General features: G+C 67.2%; 17 protein-coding genes. 3 read left to right on the forward strand and 14 right to left on the reverse strand.

The genetic code is table 11. From position 1 onward, the window contains the following. Nucleotides 1-266: 266 nt before the first annotated feature. On the reverse strand, nucleotides 267-530 hold the full coding sequence (locus J2S53_RS07335) for a phosphoribosyl-ATP diphosphatase (protein WP_092928048.1): 264 nt from the start codon (nucleotides 528-530) through the stop codon (nucleotides 267-269). Between the two features lie 64 nt (nucleotides 531-594). After that, complete coding sequence (locus tag J2S53_RS07340) at nucleotides 595-1,311, reverse strand: HAD family hydrolase (RefSeq protein ID WP_456240363.1); 717 nt, start codon at nucleotides 1,309-1,311, stop codon at nucleotides 595-597. A 215-nt stretch (nucleotides 1,312-1,526) separates the two neighbouring features. Between J2S53_RS07340 and J2S53_RS07345 the strand changes: the two genes are divergently transcribed. Beyond that, nucleotides 1,527-2,438, forward strand: coding sequence for a PAC2 family protein (locus J2S53_RS07345; protein ID WP_130467698.1), 912 nt, complete (start codon nucleotides 1,527-1,529; stop codon nucleotides 2,436-2,438). 69 nt (nucleotides 2,439-2,507) lie between these two features. On the opposite strand, the gene J2S53_RS07350 is transcribed toward J2S53_RS07345, so the two are convergent. The 8 genes from J2S53_RS07350 to J2S53_RS07385 form a co-directional block, all read right to left on the reverse strand. After that, nucleotides 2,508-3,740, reverse strand: coding sequence for a styrene monooxygenase/indole monooxygenase family protein (locus J2S53_RS07350; protein WP_456240364.1), 1,233 nt, complete (start codon nucleotides 3,738-3,740; stop codon nucleotides 2,508-2,510). Between the two features lie 69 nt (nucleotides 3,741-3,809). Further along, a complete protein-coding gene (locus J2S53_RS07355) occupies nucleotides 3,810-4,406 on the reverse strand; it encodes a GTP-binding protein (RefSeq protein WP_175496843.1) in 597 nt (198 codons plus the stop codon). Then, the gene (locus tag J2S53_RS07360; RefSeq protein WP_092973425.1) at nucleotides 4,381-4,752 is read right to left on the reverse strand and encodes a DUF742 domain-containing protein; all 372 of its coding nucleotides are present in this window, start codon (nucleotides 4,750-4,752) and stop codon (nucleotides 4,381-4,383) included. Before J2S53_RS07360 ends, J2S53_RS07355 begins: the two co-directional genes overlap by 26 nt. 18 nt (nucleotides 4,753-4,770) lie before the next feature. Then, a complete protein-coding gene (locus tag J2S53_RS07365) occupies nucleotides 4,771-5,214 on the reverse strand; it encodes a roadblock/LC7 domain-containing protein (protein ID WP_456240365.1) in 444 nt (147 codons plus the stop codon). Next, on the reverse strand, nucleotides 5,211-6,503 hold the full coding sequence (locus J2S53_RS07370) for a sensor histidine kinase (protein WP_456240366.1): 1,293 nt from the start codon (nucleotides 6,501-6,503) through the stop codon (nucleotides 5,211-5,213). The genes J2S53_RS07365 and J2S53_RS07370 overlap by 4 nt, the downstream gene beginning before the upstream one ends. A gap of 595 nt (nucleotides 6,504-7,098) precedes the next feature. Beyond that, on the reverse strand, nucleotides 7,099-8,334 hold the full coding sequence (mshC, locus tag J2S53_RS07375; RefSeq protein WP_456240367.1) for a cysteine--1-D-myo-inosityl 2-amino-2-deoxy-alpha-D-glucopyranoside ligase: 1,236 nt from the start codon (nucleotides 8,332-8,334) through the stop codon (nucleotides 7,099-7,101). A gap of 359 nt (nucleotides 8,335-8,693) precedes the next feature. Further along, nucleotides 8,694-9,485, reverse strand: coding sequence for an SCO1664 family protein (locus J2S53_RS07380; RefSeq protein ID WP_456240368.1), 792 nt, complete (start codon nucleotides 9,483-9,485; stop codon nucleotides 8,694-8,696). 6 nt (nucleotides 9,486-9,491) lie between these two features. Then, nucleotides 9,492-10,058, reverse strand: a complete 567-nt coding sequence (locus tag J2S53_RS07385) for a DUF3090 domain-containing protein (protein WP_092927898.1) — start codon at nucleotides 10,056-10,058, stop codon at nucleotides 9,492-9,494. Between the two features lie 304 nt (nucleotides 10,059-10,362). Between J2S53_RS07385 and J2S53_RS07390 the strand changes: the two genes are divergently transcribed. Further along, complete coding sequence (locus J2S53_RS07390; RefSeq protein WP_456240369.1) at nucleotides 10,363-11,298, forward strand: S66 peptidase family protein; 936 nt, start codon at nucleotides 10,363-10,365, stop codon at nucleotides 11,296-11,298. Nucleotides 11,299-11,348: 50 nt separating this feature from the next. Next, nucleotides 11,349-11,981, forward strand: a complete 633-nt coding sequence (locus J2S53_RS07395) for a uridine kinase (protein WP_456240370.1) — start codon at nucleotides 11,349-11,351, stop codon at nucleotides 11,979-11,981. A gap of 110 nt (nucleotides 11,982-12,091) precedes the next feature. On the opposite strand, the gene nikE is transcribed toward J2S53_RS07395, so the two are convergent. The 4 genes from nikE to J2S53_RS07415 are packed head-to-tail and all read right to left on the reverse strand — an operon-like array spanning nucleotide 12,092 to nucleotide 17,480. Then, nucleotides 12,092-13,711, reverse strand: a complete 1,620-nt coding sequence (gene nikE, locus J2S53_RS07400; RefSeq protein WP_456240371.1) for a nickel ABC transporter ATP-binding protein NikE — start codon at nucleotides 13,709-13,711, stop codon at nucleotides 12,092-12,094. Then, entirely contained in the window at nucleotides 13,708-14,610 is a 903-nt protein-coding gene (locus J2S53_RS07405) for an ABC transporter permease (RefSeq protein ID WP_456240372.1), read from the reverse strand. The genes nikE and J2S53_RS07405 overlap by 4 nt, the downstream gene beginning before the upstream one ends. Then, nucleotides 14,607-15,641: an ABC transporter permease gene (locus J2S53_RS07410; protein WP_456240373.1), complete on the reverse strand. Its 1,035-nt coding sequence runs from the start codon at nucleotides 15,639-15,641 to the stop codon at nucleotides 14,607-14,609. Before J2S53_RS07410 ends, J2S53_RS07405 begins: the two co-directional genes overlap by 4 nt. Before the next feature lie 3 nt (nucleotides 15,642-15,644). Next, nucleotides 15,645-17,480, reverse strand: coding sequence for an ABC transporter substrate-binding protein (locus tag J2S53_RS07415; protein WP_456240374.1), 1,836 nt, complete (start codon nucleotides 17,478-17,480; stop codon nucleotides 15,645-15,647). Nucleotide 17,481 lies beyond the last annotated feature (1 nt).

The following is a 17,481-nucleotide window of genomic DNA, read 5'->3' on the forward strand; positions in this document are numbered from 1 at the left end:
CCGGTGCGGTGGTGTGGCCGGAGCGGTGCCGATTTCTCGCGAAATCGCGGGGCCCGCGTCGCTTCCAGAGCCGAACTCCTACCACTTCCGCTGGCCGAGCTCCTGCCGCTCATGCAGTCGGCACCGCCGCGGGTTCTCTCGTGGTGCTCTCGTGAGGAAGGCCCGACGTGGCGTAGTACCTACTCGATGTCGGGCCTCCCCGCAGCGAGAGCCCGCGAGAGGTTCCGCCACGCACCCACCCCGGCACGACGAGCGAGGAATCTGAATCACAAATAGCGGTATACGTCCTCGGGGGAGAGGCCCCTCGCGAGCAGAATCACCTGCAGCCGGTAGAGCAGCTGGGAGGCTTCCTCGGCGAGCTGCTCGTCGGACTCGTGTTCGGCGGCCAACCAGACTTCCCCTGCCTCCTCCAGGACTTTCTTGCCCTGCGAGTGGATCCCCGCGTCGAGGGCGGCAACCGTGGCGGATCCCTCGGGCCGGCTGTGCGCACGCTGCTGAAGCTGACTGAACAGCTCGTCGAAGGTCTTCACGACCGGTGATCCTTGCATCCCGCCACGCTCGGCCGAACACCGCCCGGCGCCGGACGCGACGAGCTCAGCCGCGACGCAGCAACGTACCGAGCTCAGCGGTGTCGAGCCCTTCCAGGGACTCCCGGATGGTGCACCCGAGTTCGGGCTCCAGCGGGACCTCGCAGCTCACTCCGAGCACCGCGCACCCCGCCGACACGGCAGAACTCACCCCGGTGGGGGAATCCTCGATCGCGACGCAGTCCGCCGGGTCGACGCCCAGCTCGCGGCACGCGCGCAGATAGGGCTCCGGATCGGGCTTGTTGTAGCCGTCCACCTCGTCACCGCAGACGGTGGCGTCGAACATCTCGGCACCGATGGTTCGCAGCGCGATGTCGGTCAGCGACCGGATGGTGGAGGTCACCAGCGCGACCGGAACACCGTCGGTACTGACCCGACGCAGTGCCTGCTCGGCGCCGGGACGCCAGGTGAGATCGTTGGCGAGCATCTCGGCCATCCGCTCGATCACCTGCTGGCCCGCCGCCTCGATGTCGGCCGGGCCGGTGGACATGCCGATGTCGGTGAGCAGCAACCGCATGCTGCGGGACATGTTGGAGCCGACCATGCGCGCACGCGCGGCATCGCTGATCTCGGCGCCGTTGGCCGCCGCGTAGTCGTCCATGGCGACCGTCCAGAGCTTCTCGGAGTCGACCAGGGTGCCGTCCATGTCGAAGAGCACGGCGGCGGGGAACTCCGGAACAGCGGGCCGCTGGGACTCAGCGGCGCGAGGATCGGTTTCGGTCATCGAAGCGGACCTCCCGCCCGTTCCCGGGACCAGGCTCCGGGACGGCCCGGGCAGGACGACCGTCGAAGATCGTTACGCATGCGTCCAGCTTACTGGCTCGTTCACGGTGCGCAGTACGCGATGTGAGCACAGCCACGAGGGCGGTTACCGAGCGGGTACAGCACTCGGCATCCATCATCTCCGACAGCGCACGAGGTGGGTAGTACCCTCGCCATGTGTCCGTACCTGCCCCACCTGCCGGTTTCACCCTCGAGAACAGCATCATAATCTGTGCTTTCGAGGGCTGGAACGACGGCGGCGACGCCGCCAGTACAGCCGTGGAACACCTCCAGCTCACCTGGGACGCTACCAGCTGGACGGAGATCGATCCGGATCCCTACTACGACTTTCAGGTGTCCCGGCCCACCGTCAAACTGGTCGACGGTGTGACGCGAGAAGTCTCCTGGCCGACCACGAGACTCTCGGTGTGCCGTCCACCCGGTTGCAGCAGGGACGTGGTGTTGATACACGGAATCGAACCGAACATGCGTTGGAACGCGTTCTGTTCCGAACTGCTGTCCCACATCGAGCAGGCGGGCGCCAGCACCGTGGTCAGTCTCGGGGCACTGCTGGCCGACGCCCCGCACACCCGGCCGATCCCGGTGACCGGCAGCGCCTACGACGCCGAGTCGGCGAGCCGGTTCGGCTTGGAGCGTTCCCGCTACGAGGGCCCCACCGGCATTCTCGGCATCTTCCAGGACGCCTGTGTACAGGCCGGTATCCCGGCTATCTCGTTCTGGGCCGCGGTTCCGCACTACGTTTCGCAACCCCCCTCGCCGAAGGCCACTCTGGCGCTGCTGCACCGCGTGGAGGAGGCGCTGGACCTGGAGGTCCCGCTCAACAATCTGCCCGAGCAGGCGGAGGAGTGGGAGAACACCGTCAGCGAGATGGCCGAGGAGGACGAGGACGTTCGCAACTACGTGCGGGCCCTGGAGGAACGTGGCGACGCCGAGAACACGCTGAGTGAGACCAGCGGTGAGACGATCGCGGCGGAGTTCGAGCGCTACCTGCGCCGCAGGGGTCCCGGTGGCCCCGGGGAGGGTGGAGGACGCGGTAAGGGGCCCGCCGGACCGAGCAAGAACCCGTAGTCGGAACGGGCCCCGTGTGGCTCGGCCGGGTGGGGCCCGGCCGAGCCGTCGCGTCGGGAGCGGGACCGCTCAGCCGTCGACCTCACGCAGGTACCGCTCGGCCAGTTCCGGATCGAGGAACCAGTTACCGAAATCGGCCGGATCGTCGAAGCCGTTGACGAAGCGCTTGCGGATGGTCGCGTTGCGCTCGGCACGGGAGAAGATGTCGAGCACGTGCGCCGGCGGGGGCTGCAACATCGCGTTGGTCCAGGTGGTGGCCGGTTCGACCACGGACCAGTAGCGTTCGAAGGTTCGCCGCATCCAGTCGCTGTCGAACGGTTCGCCGCCCCGCTCCAGGATGCTCTCGAGGTAGGACGCGGCGCACTTGCTCGCGTTGTTGGAGCCCTGCCCGGTGATGGGATCGTTGGCCACCACGACGTCGGCCATACCGAGAACGACCCCTCCCGACGGCAGTTCGCCCACGGGGTTACGCACCACCGGTGCGTAACCTCCGGAAAGGGTCGCCTGCGAATCGGTGAGCTCGGCGTGCTTGAAGCGCTCGTACTCCCACGGGACGTACTGCCGCATCAGCTCCAGCATGCGCTTCCAGTGCTCGCCCGGGGCGGGCCTGTCCGACCAGCAGTCCAAGGGGCCACCCGGTATGCCCTCGAAGAACGGGATCTCACACGGCCCGCTCAACGTCAGGCCGGGAATGACGAACAGCTCACCCACGCCGGGGACCACGTTGAACCGCACCGCGTCCATGTCCGGGTGCTCCGGCCGACGATCCGCACCGTGGACATAGCTGACCGACAGCACTCGCTGCGGGGTGTTGTAGGGCGAGCGGTCGGGGTCGCGTCCGAACAGCTGGACGAGTTCGCCCTTGCCCGCCGCGACGAGCACCAGTTCGTAGTGCCTGGTCAGCGAGTCCAGATCCGAGGTCGTCACCCCGTGGAAGATGACCTTGCCGCCGTTGTCCTCGAACAGCTCCAACCAACCTGCCATCTTGACCCGCTGGTCGACCGACTGCCCGTAGTCGTCCAGCATGCCGACCCAGTCCAGTGCCCTGGTGCCGTCCTCGGCCGCGATGGAGACACCCAATCCCTGGATCCGCGGTGCGCGACCCTCCCAGAGGTTGAGCTTGTAGTCCCGTTCGTGCTGTAACGCGGTGTGGAACATGGCCTGTGTCGACATGACACGACCACCACGGATCTCCTCCGGCGTTCGCGCGGACATGATCGTGACGTCATAGCCGTGTTCCAGCAGGCACAGACCGGTCTGCAACCCGGCCTGGCCGGCTCCGACTATGAGGATCTTGCGCATCGCACCCTTCCTTTCACCCGACGAGACCCCTCCACTACGACACCGGTCCCCGCGGGACACGGCGACGAATCACGCGGCGCCGTGCGTCACGTTCAACCGCATCGTGTGGGTAACCAGCGTCCGTAAAGCATCTACAGTGGACAATGAATCACGTGCGTCGCAGGTGATCAATGGGACGTCCGGAGCGATCGCGAGTGCTTCGCGGATCTCCTCCAGCTCGTGGGTCAACGTTCCCTCGAAGAGGTTGACGGCCACTACGAACGGGATGTCCGAGTCGTGCTCGAAGTAGTTGATCGCGGCGAACGACTCCGCTATCCGTCTGGTGTCGACCAGCACGACCGCGCCCAGCGCGCCTCTGGCCAGGTCGTCCCAGAGGAACCAGAAACGGGACTGTCCGGGGGTTCCGAACAGGTAGAGCATCAGGTCCGGGTGCAGCTGGATACGCCCGAAATCCATCGCCACGGTGGTGGTCGTCTTCTCCCCGGCGGGATCGAGATCGTCCACGCCTTCGCTGGCCTCGGTCATCCACGCCTCGGTGTTCAGGGGAGCGACCTCGGACACCGACGATACGAATGTGGTCTTGCCGACTCCGAATCCACCCGCGACCACGATCTTCGCCGAGAGCATCAGCTCGGAGTGGTCACGCGGAGAGCTTGTTGAGGCCATCGAGAATCCTCTCGAGGATATTGTGATCGTAACTGTAAGCCTGTCCGGTGGGGTGAATGACGATCGCCCCTTCCGTCGCCAAGTCGCTGACCAGCACTCGTATCACCCCGAGCGGGATGTTCAGCGAGGCGGAGAGTTCGGCCAGCGATATCGGCCGTCGGGCGTGCTCGTAAACCGACCGGGATTCCGGAAGCAGCTTTTCGGCGAGTTCGGTGTCGTAATCCGACACCGAAACCATCGTCTCCACGAGAAGCTGGTGCCGGGTTCGGGTCCGTCCGTGCGTGAGCGCGTAGGGCCGCACCCGGCTACTGCGGCTTTCCCGCTGGTTCTGTGAGTGTGTGACCATGGGTCTTCCTTTAACCGATCAGTCACGCGGCCTTCGCGCGGTTACGACGCGCCTTAAGTCGGCACGGACCTCCGGTGTCAACGCGTGCCCGGTGTTTTCCACGAACTGGGTCATCTCGTAGGCGACTACGCGCATCTGCGCCTCGGCCGAGGTCAGTACGGCGAGTCCGGCGCCGGAACCGATACCCATGAACAGAAAGTATCCGTGCCGCAGCCGGAGAATGATCTGTTCGCAATCACCCTTCTCGAACAACGCGGAACCGTGGTGCGCCAGGCTGAGCATGCCGCTGGAGATCGCCGCGAGCTGCTCGGACTCATCGGAGGTGACCGATGAGGAAGCAGCCAGTGGCAAGCCATCCGCCGACAGAATCAACGCGTGGGTGGCGCCGTGCACCCGGTGCACGAAATCGTCGACCAGCCAGTCGAAATTCGCGGACTGGGCATTGTTTTCTGCAGCCGTCACTGCTGTGGCCTCTCGGCATCGTCGTTTTCGTTGTGCTGCCTGGCTTCCAACTCGCCCTCGGCGAAATCTCCCAGGTCCGCGAGCAACTGCTGATGGCTCTCGCGGATGTCGCGTTCCGTGTCGTCGGAGCGGAGTTCCGGCGCGGGCACGGCGGAGCCGCTGCTCCCGCCGGAGGATCCCTTCAGACTCTGCGAAACCCTGCGTGGCAACCCGTTGGCCGTGGTGGCGGGCTGTGACTGGTCCTGCTGCGCCGCGGCCTGCTCCTCGGAGGGCCAAACGGGCTCGGCCGCCACCGCGGGAGTCTCCACACCGGCCTCCGTGGTTTCGGACGGGGTTTCGGACGGGGTTTCGGCGGCCGCGTTCGCCCGGGGTTCCGTGGTCGCCCGCGCGGAACGCATGTTCGGGATCGCCGGTTCCTCGGACACCGGAACCTGTCGTGACACGCCCCCGTTGGGTGCCGCGTTCTCGTGCACCAGGGCGTGCGGCAGCAGCACCGAGGCGGTCGTCCCGTGTGGCGCACGACGCGCCAACCAGACCCGAATACCGTGTTTGCCCGAGATTCTGCGCACCACGGCCAACCCCATGTGGCGCACCGCGTTGCGATCGAGCACCGGGGCACTCGCGAGCCGTTCGTTGAGCGCGGAGAGCCTCGCAGCGGGGAGGCCGATACCGGCGTCCTCGACACGCACCATCATGCTGCCCTGTTCGGTCAGATGCGCGCTGATGGTCACGGACGAATTCGGCGGGGAATGCGCCGTGGCATTGTCCAGCAGTTCCGCCAGCAGCCTGCTGACGTCGTCCGCGGCGAACCCGACCACGCCGAGTTCGGTCACCCTGCCGAGTTCCACCCTGTTGTAGTGCTCGATGGAGGACATACCCGCACGGATCACGTCGACCAGTGAAGCCGTCTCCGGCTTAGCACCACCGGCGTCCCGCCCGGCCAGCACACGGAGGTTCTCACCGTTGCGCCGCAGCCGGGTGGCCAGGTGGTCGAGCCGATAGAGGCGATCCAACGACTCCGGGTCGTCCTCTTCGGACTCCATCTGTTCCAGTTGCTCGAGCAGTGAGTCCACAAGGTTCAGATCACGCAGGGCGACACTGGAGCAGACCCCTGCCAACACATCCTGTGAACTCGGCTCACGCGAAGGCGAAGGACCGATAATCTGCGCCACGGTGTCCCGTGAACGCTGCAACAGTTGTCTGGTCGATCCCTCCAACCGCTGTCTCGCCGCACCGTCCCGTAACGATCTGCGCGAGCGTTCGAGCATCTCCCATACCCGACTCACCATCCCACCTCGCAACCAAAGCACCTATTACCGATCCGGGCTTCGTGCGGACTCGTGTCACGAGATCCAATCAGATCGGTTGGCGGAAGTCTACGTTGTGTTCCTATTGGCCGGTCGGGGTGGCCGGTGGTTGTCGCATATTACCGAAAATTCGACGGTCAAGAGCATTTTCCCAGCTCATCGGAACAAAAACCCGAGTCGAATGTCGCGACCACCATCTCTTCGCCGACCCGACCCGGCCTGTAGGGAGAAGCAACGGCGTGAGCGGCGAAAACATCGCGCACCCCCACCACGACACGCGGTATCGTCGCAGTACAGGGCAGCAGGAGCGAGGCCGAGGAAACTCTCGGAAACGTGTCGCGCAGGCCGAAGTCGACAACCGCGGAATACCGTGAGAATCGCCGGAAGGGTTCACGGCGCGCGGGGTTCCTATTGCCGCCGGAAACGGAGAATGCCGTCCCGGCCACGAAAATCCGCCACTCGGGATATCCGAGCCTGCCACCGCGACCGACGGGATTTCCGAACCGGAACCGGAAGTGGCGCCCCTGCGGCGGGGCGCCGAACGTGCTTCCGTTCCCCGGCTCCGAGGACGGCGGGGTTACAGGGCCACGCCCAGCAGGGCGTCCACCGCACGGCGAATCGTCGAGGGCGCGGTCGTGTCCTCGCCCCCCTCGTACAGCGCCTCGTCGACCCAGGCGTCCACGGCTCGCAGCGCCCCTTCGGTGTCGAGGTCGTCGCTGAGCCGCTCCCGCAACCGGTCGAGAGTCGAGTCGGCGGGAGGCCCCTCCGACAGCTCCACCGCCTGCTTCCAGCGGGAGAGCCTGGCGGCACCGGTGGTGAGCAGATCGGCGTTCCACGAACGATCGGCACGGTAGTGACCGCTCAACAACGCCAACCTGATGGCCATCGGATCCACTCGATCGCCACGAAGCCGGGAGACGAACACGAGGTTGCCCTTGGACTTGGACATCTTCTGCCCGTCCAGTCCCACCATCCCGGCGTGCGAGTAGTGGCCCGCGAAGGGGTGTTGCCCGGTCAGCGCTTCCGCGTGCGCGGCGCTGAACTCGTGGTGCGGAAAGGCCAGGTCCGAGCCGCCGCCCTGCAGGTCGAACCCGATCCCGAGCCTGTTCAACGCGATCACCGAACACTCCAGGTGCCAGCCGGGACGACCCGCACCGAGCTCGGAGTCCCAGGAGGGTTCGTCCGGGCGAGCCATGCGCCACAGCAGGGCGTCGAGCGGGTGCTCCTTGCCCGGGCGGTCCGGATCGCCACCTCTGTCCGGGAACACCTCCGTCATCTCGGCTCTGCTGTAACGGGACTCGTACCCGAGCTTACCGGTGGCGTCGTGCCGGAAGTAGACATCCGGAAACTCGTCGTCCACCCGGTAGGCCGCACCGGAGGAAAGCAGTTTGGTCACGGCTTGCTCGATCTCCGGGATCGACTCCACCGCTCCGACGAAGTCCCGCGGTGGCAGTACGCGCAGGGCCGCCATGTCCTCGCGGAACAGCGCGGTCTCGCGCATCCCGAGCACGACCCAGTCCTCGTTGTCGTGCGTGGCACGCTCCAGCAGCGGATCGTCGATGTCTGTGACGTTCTGCACGTAGTGCACATCGCTGCCGTTGTCCAACCAGATGCGGTGCACCAGGTCGTAGGCGATGTATGTGGCGGCGTGACCGAGGTGGGTCGCATCGTAGGGAGTGATGCCGCAGACGTACATCCGCACCCCAGAACCGGTACCGACCGGTCTTACTTCGCCGGTGGCGGTATCGAACAGCCGCAACGGATGCGCAGTACCGGGCAGGCTGGGCACGGAAACCGATGACCAGGGTTGCATGTGTCCGACCCTAGCCGCCACGGTTAAGTGACCCGTGACGGGCCGGAGCTTTCCCGCCCCGGAGCCTCCGGCGTCGATTTCTCGCGAAATCGCCGGGCGGTGGGGCAGCACAGGGCCGCACTCCCACCACCCACGCGACCCGCACCGGTCGAAGCAAAGCGGAAATTGACTCCCCCGGTACCGCCCCCATCGGACGCGACCATGCGAGTAAGCAGCGCGGGCCCCGGTGCGTGAGTCGGATGCATTGCGAGGCCGGGCCGCTCGCCGCGTAGGTCGCTACTCAAGAGCCGGCCCAACGCGGCAAGGCGCCGACTCACGTGCCGGCTAACCGACCAGGCACGCAACCGCTGTCACCGCCATCAGAAGGGGGGCCAGGGTATGGCGGGCCACTCGCCGGAGGGCGCCGGGAACACCCCGCCCCGCAGCAACCGGTCGATCCGGTCCCGCAGGGCCTGAACTTCCTTCGGGGTTATGTGCTCGACCAATCCGGCGGCGAACTCGCCGTCCAACTCAGCGCGCAACCGTTCCAGGGAGCGGACCTCCGTCCCGTGGAGGGCCTGCCCGAGCCAGCCCCACAACACGGTGCGCAGCTTGTCATCGGCGTTGAGACTCACACCGTGATCGATACCGAGCACCCGCCCCCGCGAGGTGCACAACACGTGACCGCCCTTGCGGTCCGCGTTGTTGAGCACCACGTCGAACAGGGTCAGCTTACGCAGCTCGTCGTGGTCGGAGTGGGCGAGCACAACCGGCTCACCCTGATCGTCCCGCGCGTGCAGCACGGTCAGCCAGTTCGAGGGCACGTCCTCGGGAGTGCGGATGTCGACCAGTTCGGAGTCCTGCTCGGTGTCCACCCACAGTTGCACCATGCCCGGACCGTGGGGGCCGTCCCGTAACAGTGTCGGCGGCACCAGATGCCATCCGAGCGTTTCGGAAAGCAGATAGGCGGCGACCTCACGACCGGCCAGTGTGCCGTCCGGAAAGTCCCACAACGGCCGTTCACCACGCACCGGCTTGTAGACGCAGTCGGCCCGCAACCCGTCGTTCTCCACCGTGCACAGCAGGGTGGCGTTGGAGGCCTCGACGAGACGGCCCTGAACCTCCAGACTCCCCTCGCGCAACAGCTCGACAGCGACGTCGTCGGCGAGCACGAGCCGCTACTCCTCTTCCGAACGGCGGTAACCGTTCTGCCGTGGGCAGATGTGGCCCTCCGGATCGAGCGGCTCCGAGCAGAGCGGGCACGGTTTCCGGCCCGCCTCGATCACTCGCTGCGCGCGCTCCGCGAAGGCGCGCGCGTGCGCCGCGCTGAGGAACACCCGAACCGCGTCCGGCCCTTCGTCGGTGTCGTCGAGCACGACGGACTCGTCGACCTCCTCCTCGGTGACCGCGAGCAGTTCCACGACGACCGCCTCGGTCTCGGCATCCCAACCGAGCCCCATGGTGCCGACCCGGAACTCCTCCTCTACCGGCACCTCCAACGGACCGGAGTCGACCAGTTCGTCCGGTGGTTCGGAGGGCAGTTCGGTGTCGAATCGGCGCTGCACCTCTTCCAGCAGGGCGTCGATGCGTTCTGTCAGCACCGAGACCTGCTGTTTTTCCAGTTGAACGCTCACCGTCCGCAAGTCCTCGGTGGCCTGCAGATAGAAGGTGCGATCGCCGGGCTCACCGACCGTTCCCACGATGAAACGGTCGGGCTGACGGAATACGTGGATGACACGAGCCATGACACCCTCGACACTAAGTCACAGCGCTGCTGATCATGCAGCCCCTTCCCCTCGCGCACGAAGGGGGATCGTCCCTGGCAGCGTCGATGTCGATCTCACCCGCCGGGCGGATCGGCCCACGACCACCCCACCGGGACGATGTTCGCCACCCGCGAACAACAGTCACCGTTCCGCACGACCACGAACCGAACGGAGCTCGTACACACCCCGCGAGGCGTCTGTCACCAAACGTAGCAAAACCCGAACCGAAAGTGACCACTGCCGTGCGCGCTTCGGCACGCCCCGAGCGGTGCACCATGAGGTCATGCCGACGATCACAGCAGCACGCACCATCCCTCCCCCGCTCCGCGTCGGGGACACGGTCGCGGTGGTCGCCCCCGCGGGCCCCGTGCCGGAGGAGCAACTGCGAACCGGTGTCGGGCTGCTCGAATCGTGGGGGCTGCGGGTCAGAGTCGGCGATCACGTGAGGGATCGGCATCCCCGGCTGGCCTACCTGGCCGGTTCGGACGCCGATCGGGCAGCGGACCTGGAACGAGCGTGGTGCGACCCCGAGGTCAGCGCGGTGTTGTGCGCACGCGGTGGCTACGGCAGTGTGCGGATCCTGCCACGGCTCGACTGGCGAGCCATGGAACGGGCCCCGGGCAAGCTTCTGGTGGGCTCCAGCGACACGACGGCACTGCACGAAGCGATCGGCCGACGGCTGGGACTGGCCGGCCTGTTCGGGCCGATGATCGCCACGAAAGCCTTCACCGAGGACGTCACCGCCCGCGAGCACCTGCGTCGCGCCCTGTTCGAACCGGCGGGGACGCGCCTGAGCAGCCCGCACTCGGCCGCGCTGCGGAGTGGGTGCGCGGCGGGGGTCACCCACGGCGGCAACCTGAGCGTGCTGGCCGGGCTGCTCGGCTCCGGGGAGCTGCCCGAACCACCGAATCCCGGTCTGGCGCTGCTGGAGGACGTGACCGAGCAGCCCTACCAGCTGGACCGGTACCTCACCCAGCTGAAACGGGCGGGGTGGTTCGAGACGGCCACCGGGGTGGTGTTGGGCTCCTGGCAGGACTGCGGGCCACTCGAGGGCGTACGTGCGACGCTGCTCGACATCCTGGGTGATCTCGGGGTACCGGTGTTGTGGGAACTGGGATTCGGTCACTGCGACGGCCAGCTCACGGTGCCGCTCGGTGTGAGCGCCGAGCTCGACGCCGAGGCTGGCACTCTCACATTCGACGCGACCGGACCCGGCTGAATCGTGGTCCGCCACGGCGGGCCACCTCGCGAGGGGCGGCGGTACGAGGGATGCGGGTACGTTCCACCAGCCGGGAGCTGTTGGCCGTCGAGCTGAGCGAGGTGCTGCACGAGGGCACCGGACAACCGTGGTGCAGGGTGGCACTCGACGGACATCCCCTCACCGGCACGAATGAGCTGGCCGATTCGCTCGCCGAACAGCTGCGGCTGCGGGGGAGGCACGTAGTGCGGGTACGCCTATGGGACTACGTCCGCCCGGCCTCGCTTCGGCTGGAGCGGGGGCGCGAGGACCCGGACTCCTTCCGGTTCGACTGGTTCGACTTCGGCGCCCTGACGAGGGAGGTCCTCGCGCCGTTGCGGCCGGCAGGCAGCGGTCTCGTACTTCCGACACTGTGGGATGCGGAACTGGACCGTTCCCCGCGCATGGAACGCGTGCGCCTCACCGAGGGCGGTGTGGTGGTCGTCGACGGCCCGTTCCTGCTCGGCGGCGGGCTCGAAACGGATTTCGCGGTACACCTGTGGATGTCCGAGAAGGTACTGCTGCGACGGGTCGCCGCGGAGAACGAGTGGCAGCTGCCCGCCTTCGACGACTACCAGCGGGAGATCCGCCCCGACCTGCTGGCAGACCGACTGGTCCGGATGGACCGTCCGGAACGTCCCGCGATAGTGGACTCGTTGAGCTGAGAGCACACCACGGACACGCTCACCCGCTCGCCTTCGGTCGAGCGTTCCGGGGAATCGAGCATCCCGAGGAGAGGTACACCGCGATCATCGAAACCGCCGGAAGCGACCGTTCAGGAAACACTTCGTTCGAACGAGGGGACCGCCGCGAGCAGTTCGGTGGTGTACTCGTGCTCGGGATCGATCAGGACCCGCTCGACCGGTCCCGTCTCCACTATCGCCCCTGCCCGCATCACCGCCACCCGATCGGCTACGTTCCACGCCAGCCCGAGATCGTGCGTGATGACCAGGCTGGACACACCTCGCTCGCGCCGCAGCCGCAGCAGCAGCGCCAGGATCTCACCGCGCACCGTGGCGTCCAACGAGGCGACCGGCTCGTCGGCGACCAGCACCCGCGGGCACAGCACCAACGCACCCGCGATGACGACACGTTGCCGTTGCCCACCGGACAGCTCGTGCGGGAACCGCCCGGCGAACTCCTCGGCGGGCCGCAGCTCGGCCGCTTCCAGCGCCTCGTGCACACGGGCCGTCTCGTCGGTCGCTCCGCCGTGCACCCGCAGTCCCTCCGCCACCGCCTCGTAAACGGTGTGGCGGGGGTTCAGCGCGCCCGTGGGATCCTGCAGCACCAGCTGCACATTGCCCCGAAAATCGCGCAGTCGCCGCCCGGAAGTGGGAATCGGGCGCCCGTCGTAGTGGACCACCCCGGTATCGGGGTGCCGCAGTCCGAGCAGGGTGCGGGCCAGCGTGGTCTTCCCGGAACCGGACTGACCGACCAGCGCGAGTATCTCGTCACCGGTGACGTCCAGATCGACCTCGCGCACCGCCGGCACCCGGTTGCGGTGGCGGTCCGTGAACTCCACGCTCACCCCTTCGGCCGACAGCAGCGGTCGCCGGGTGGAACCGGCCGCCCCGGCGGGCTCACCGGCCCCCGGATAGCGGGAAGCGGTATCACCGATCGTGGGAAACGCCGCCGCCAGTTCTCGGGTGTGCTCGTGCTCCGGAGCGCTCGCGAGTCTGTGAGCGGGACCTTCCTCCACCAGCCGTCCCCGATACATCACCGCCAGCCGCCGACAGCTCGCCGCCAGTACCGAGAGGTCGTGACTGATCATCAACAACGCGATACCGCGCTCGGCGACCAGGCGCCGCAACAGGGACAGCACCTGCGACTGGACCACCACGTCCAGCGCGGTCGTGGGCTCGTCCGCGATGATCAGGCGCGGCTCGCAGGCAAGGGCCATCGCGATCATCACACGCTGCCGCTGTCCACCGGACAGCTCGTGCGGATAGGCGTCGCGACGCCGAGCGGGAATCTCGACCCGCTCCAACAGCTCGACCACCCTGGCACGCGACACCGCCGCCGAGAGACGCTCGGAGGAGTGCAACCGGATCGGCTCGGCTATCTGGTCGGCGATGGTGCGAACCGGATTGAGCGCGTGCATGGCCCCCTGGAACACCACCGATGCGCTCGCCCACCGTGCGGCGCGCAACCCGCCCCAGGTGAGTCGCTCGATGTCCTGACCGTCGAGCAGAATCGTGCCGTCGACATCGGCCGAACGCGGCAACAGCCGCAGCACCGCCAGAGCGAGGCTCGTCTTGCCGCAGCCGGACTCGCCCGCCAGTCCCAGCGTCGCGCCGGGTTCCAACGTCAGGTTCGCGTCGATCACGGCCTGTCGCGGCCGCGCCGAACCGCCATAGGTGACCGAAACCCCGTCCATACGCAGTATCGGATTCATCGGCGTGTTCCCCGCAATTTCGGATTCAGCACGGTTTCCAGCGCACGGCCGCACAACGTGAAGCTCAGCACCACGATCGCGATGCCCAGACCGGGCGGTAGCAGGTACCACCAGGCACCCGCCGTCACGGCTCCGGTGTCCATGGCGGATTTGAGCATCGATCCCCACGAGATCATGGACGGATCCCCCAGCCCGAGAAAGGAGAGCGTCGACTCGGCGATGATCGCGCTGGCCACGGTGAGCGTGGTGGTGGCGAACACCAGCGGCAGCACAGCGGGCAGCACGTGCTTTCCGAGCAGATGCCGATGCCCCCCGCCGAGTGCTCTGGCTCGCTCGATGTAGGGACGCGTTTCCACCGTGAGCGTCTGTGCCCGCACCAGCCGGGCTGTCTGCGGCCAGGATGTCACCCCGATGGCGAGCACGATGGTGAACACGCCTCTCGACAGCACGGTGGACAGGGCTATGGCCAGCACCAGCGCGGGCAGCACCAGGAAGAAATCGGTCACCCGCAGCAGCAGGGTGGAGACCCAACCACCGAAGTGGGCGGCCAGCAACCCCACCACTGTTCCGATCACCATCGACAGCACCGCCGCGGACAACCCGACCAGCAACGACATGCGGGCTCCCCACCAGGTCAGCAGCAGCACCGAACGCCCCGACTCGTCGGTTCCCAACCAGTTCGTCGCGCTCGGTGGTCGCAGCGGCTCCCCCCGCACCCTGGTGACGTCGAGCTCGTCGGACCGGGTGAGCACCGGCGCCAGCAGAGCCAGCCCCACGACCACCAGCAGCACTGCCAGGCCGAACAGCCCGCCCCGATCGGCGCGGTAGACACGCCATCCCTCGGCCAGGGCGGCTAGCCGCCGCCCCGTCACTCCGGTGAGGTTCGGCGGGGCGCTCACGAGTCACGCACCCTCGGGTCGAGGAATCGGTAGATCAGCTCGGCCAGCACGTTCATCACGATCACGCTCCCTGCCAGCACAATGAACGTTCCCTGCAACAACGGCAGATCGGGCACCCGCAGCGCCTCGTAGGTCAGCAATCCCAGTCCGGGCCAGGAGAAGACGGTCTCCACAGTGATCGCCCCGGCAACCACCAGCCCGAGGTGCAGAAAGATCAGCGTCACGGTGGGAAGCAGAGCGTTCGGCACGGCGTGCCTGCGCCGCACCAGATCCTCGCGCAGCCCCTTGGCGCGGGCGGTGGTCAGGTACTCGGCCCCCATCTCCTCGAGCAGCGAGGTGCGCATGACCATCATGAACTGCGCGTAGATCACCGCCACGAGCGTCACGCACGGCAGCACCAGGTGGTGGGCCACGTCCAGCACCCGGGCGACCACGCCCGCCGGAACGTCGGGAGAGGACATGCCGGCCACGGGAAACAACCCGGGAAGCGGACCGACGCCGACCCCGAAGGCCATCAGCAGCAGCAGTCCGAGCCAGAAGGTGGGGACCGACCACAACGTCAACCCCACCGAGGTGAACCACCGGTCCACCACACCGCCCTGCCGCCAGGCGGCACGGGTTCCCATCCAGAGCCCGACCAGCACCGCCAGCACGGTGGCGGTGCCCACCAGCAGCACGGTGGGACCGATCCGTTCGACGATCAGTTCCGCTACGGGGCGATTGTAGATGTAGGACGTCCCCAGGTCGCCGTGCAGCAGGTTCAGCAGGAAGTCGCGGAACTGCAGGTACAACGGCTGGTCCAGGCCGAACCGGTGTCGCAGCGCGGCCAGCTGTTCGGCGCTGACCGGTGTGGATCTGGTCATGGTGCGCGCCGGATCGCCCGGCAGCACCCGGAACAGGAAGAAACCGAGCACTGCCACCAGGAACAGGCTCACCACGCCCCCGCCGACCTTCGCGGCCACGAACCGCAGCAGTGGTGGCGGCCCGCTCGCGGGGCCGCGGGTCTCGAGTTCGTCACGAGTGTCCGTCATGGCCTATTCCCGGTGTTCCGCTGTGTGTCGACGACGCGCCGCCACGGACGCGACCACGATCGCTCCGAGCAGTAGGACTCCGACGACGACGAAGGCCGCCGAGCGGTATCCGGCGCCGCCCGAGGCCGTTCGGGCCTGCTCGGTGGGACGGGCTCCGTAGTAGCCCCAGTAGCCCTGTTGCGCGGTGATGACACCGTCCTCGGACGGTTGCGACTCGAATCCCTCGAAACGATCGGACCGGTACGCCTCCAGCGTGTTGGGGTAGAACAGGATCAGCCCGGTGGCCATCCGGTGAAACCGGTGCTGTGCCTCTCGGATCAGGTCGACCCGTTTGGAGTGGTCGAACTCGGCGAGCTGTCGGGCGTAGAGCTCGTCGTAACGCCGATCGCAGAGGAAACTGTCGGGCAGACCGCCCCCACCTGGTTTGGGCCTGGCACCACAGGTCTGCAGTCGCAGCACGTAGTCCGGGTCCGGATTGACCGACCACCCGCTGACCACCATGTCGAAGTCACCGGCCGTGGTGCGCTGGTTGACCTGGTTGTCCGAAACCGGTTGCGGCCTTACCCGGATTCCCAACCGGGACAGCCACTCCTTGACGAACTTCCCGACCAGCGCGTCGGTGGGCGAATCACCGTGCAGCACGAACTCGAAGTCCAGGGCCCTGCCGGAGGGGCCGCGGCGAACTCCGTCGGGACCGCGGGGATAGCCCGCCTCGTTCAGCGCCCGGTTGGCCGCTTCGATCGAGAACGGGCGCCTCGTCTCCGGCGGAGGCGTCCAGTAGTAGTCCTCGAATATGGGGGGCAGGTATCCCGCTCCGACCGTTCCGTAACCGCCGAGCACCCGCTCGACGAGGCGTTCACGGTCGATGGCCCGATCGATGGCCCTGCGTACGCGGGCGTCGCGCAACGCGGGATGTCCGGTTCCGATGGGATCGCCCGCGCTGTTGGCGGCACCCGGGTTGAGCACGATCTCGAAGAACCGCCGCCCCTTGCCGCGTACCCGGTGGATGTCGTCGGTGCCACGCAGCGCGTCGAACTGGGTGGGAGTGAGATCGCGGACCACGTCGATGTCACCCTTGCGCAGCGCCTGCACGGCGGCGTCGCTGTTCTCGAAGTTGACGAACCGCAGCCGGTCGATCGTGGGAGCGCCACGCCAGAAGTCCTCGTTGGCGCGCAGCGTCAGATACTGCTGGGGACGGTACTCGGTGGCCACGAACGGACCGCTGCCCACGACGGGCATCCGCTGGTTGGCGAACTCGGCCACGTTGTCGATCCTCGACCAGACGTGGCGGGGGACTATCGGCGCGGCGATGGAGCGCATGGTGGCCTGTGGGCTCTCGGTGCGGATCACCACGGTGCGATCGTCGGGAGCGCTCACCGAGCTGAAGTTGTCCACGTAGTTGCCGTTGGCCGTGGCCGCGGCGGGGTCGTTCATCATCCGCTTGAAGGTGTAGGCCACGTCGTGGGCGGTCACGGGCCTTCCGTCGGACCAGTTCACTCCCTGCCTGATGTGGAACGTCCAGGTGAGCTTGTCCTCGGAGGACTTCCAGTCGGTGGCGAGTTCCGGTACGACCGAGAAGTCCTCGGCGCTGTAGGTGGTCAGTGTGGGGTAGATCAACCGGAACACGTCGGTCGAAGCGAGGCTGAACCCGAGGAACGGGTTGAGCGAGTCGAATTCCTGCTGGATACCGACCCGAAGGGTGACCCCTCCCCCGTTCGGGGAATCAGCGGCGGTAGCGGGCTCGTGCTTCCCGAGGGCGGGCACCAGCGCCGCGAGAAGCAGCGTGAGGATCAGCAGCAGGGCGCGTGGGGCCGCTCTCCGAGCCCCTGAAGATCTCACA

The sequence above is a fragment of the Actinopolyspora lacussalsi genome, assembly GCA_030803735.1.
GTDB lineage: Bacteria > Actinomycetota > Actinomycetes > Mycobacteriales > Pseudonocardiaceae > Actinopolyspora > Actinopolyspora lacussalsi.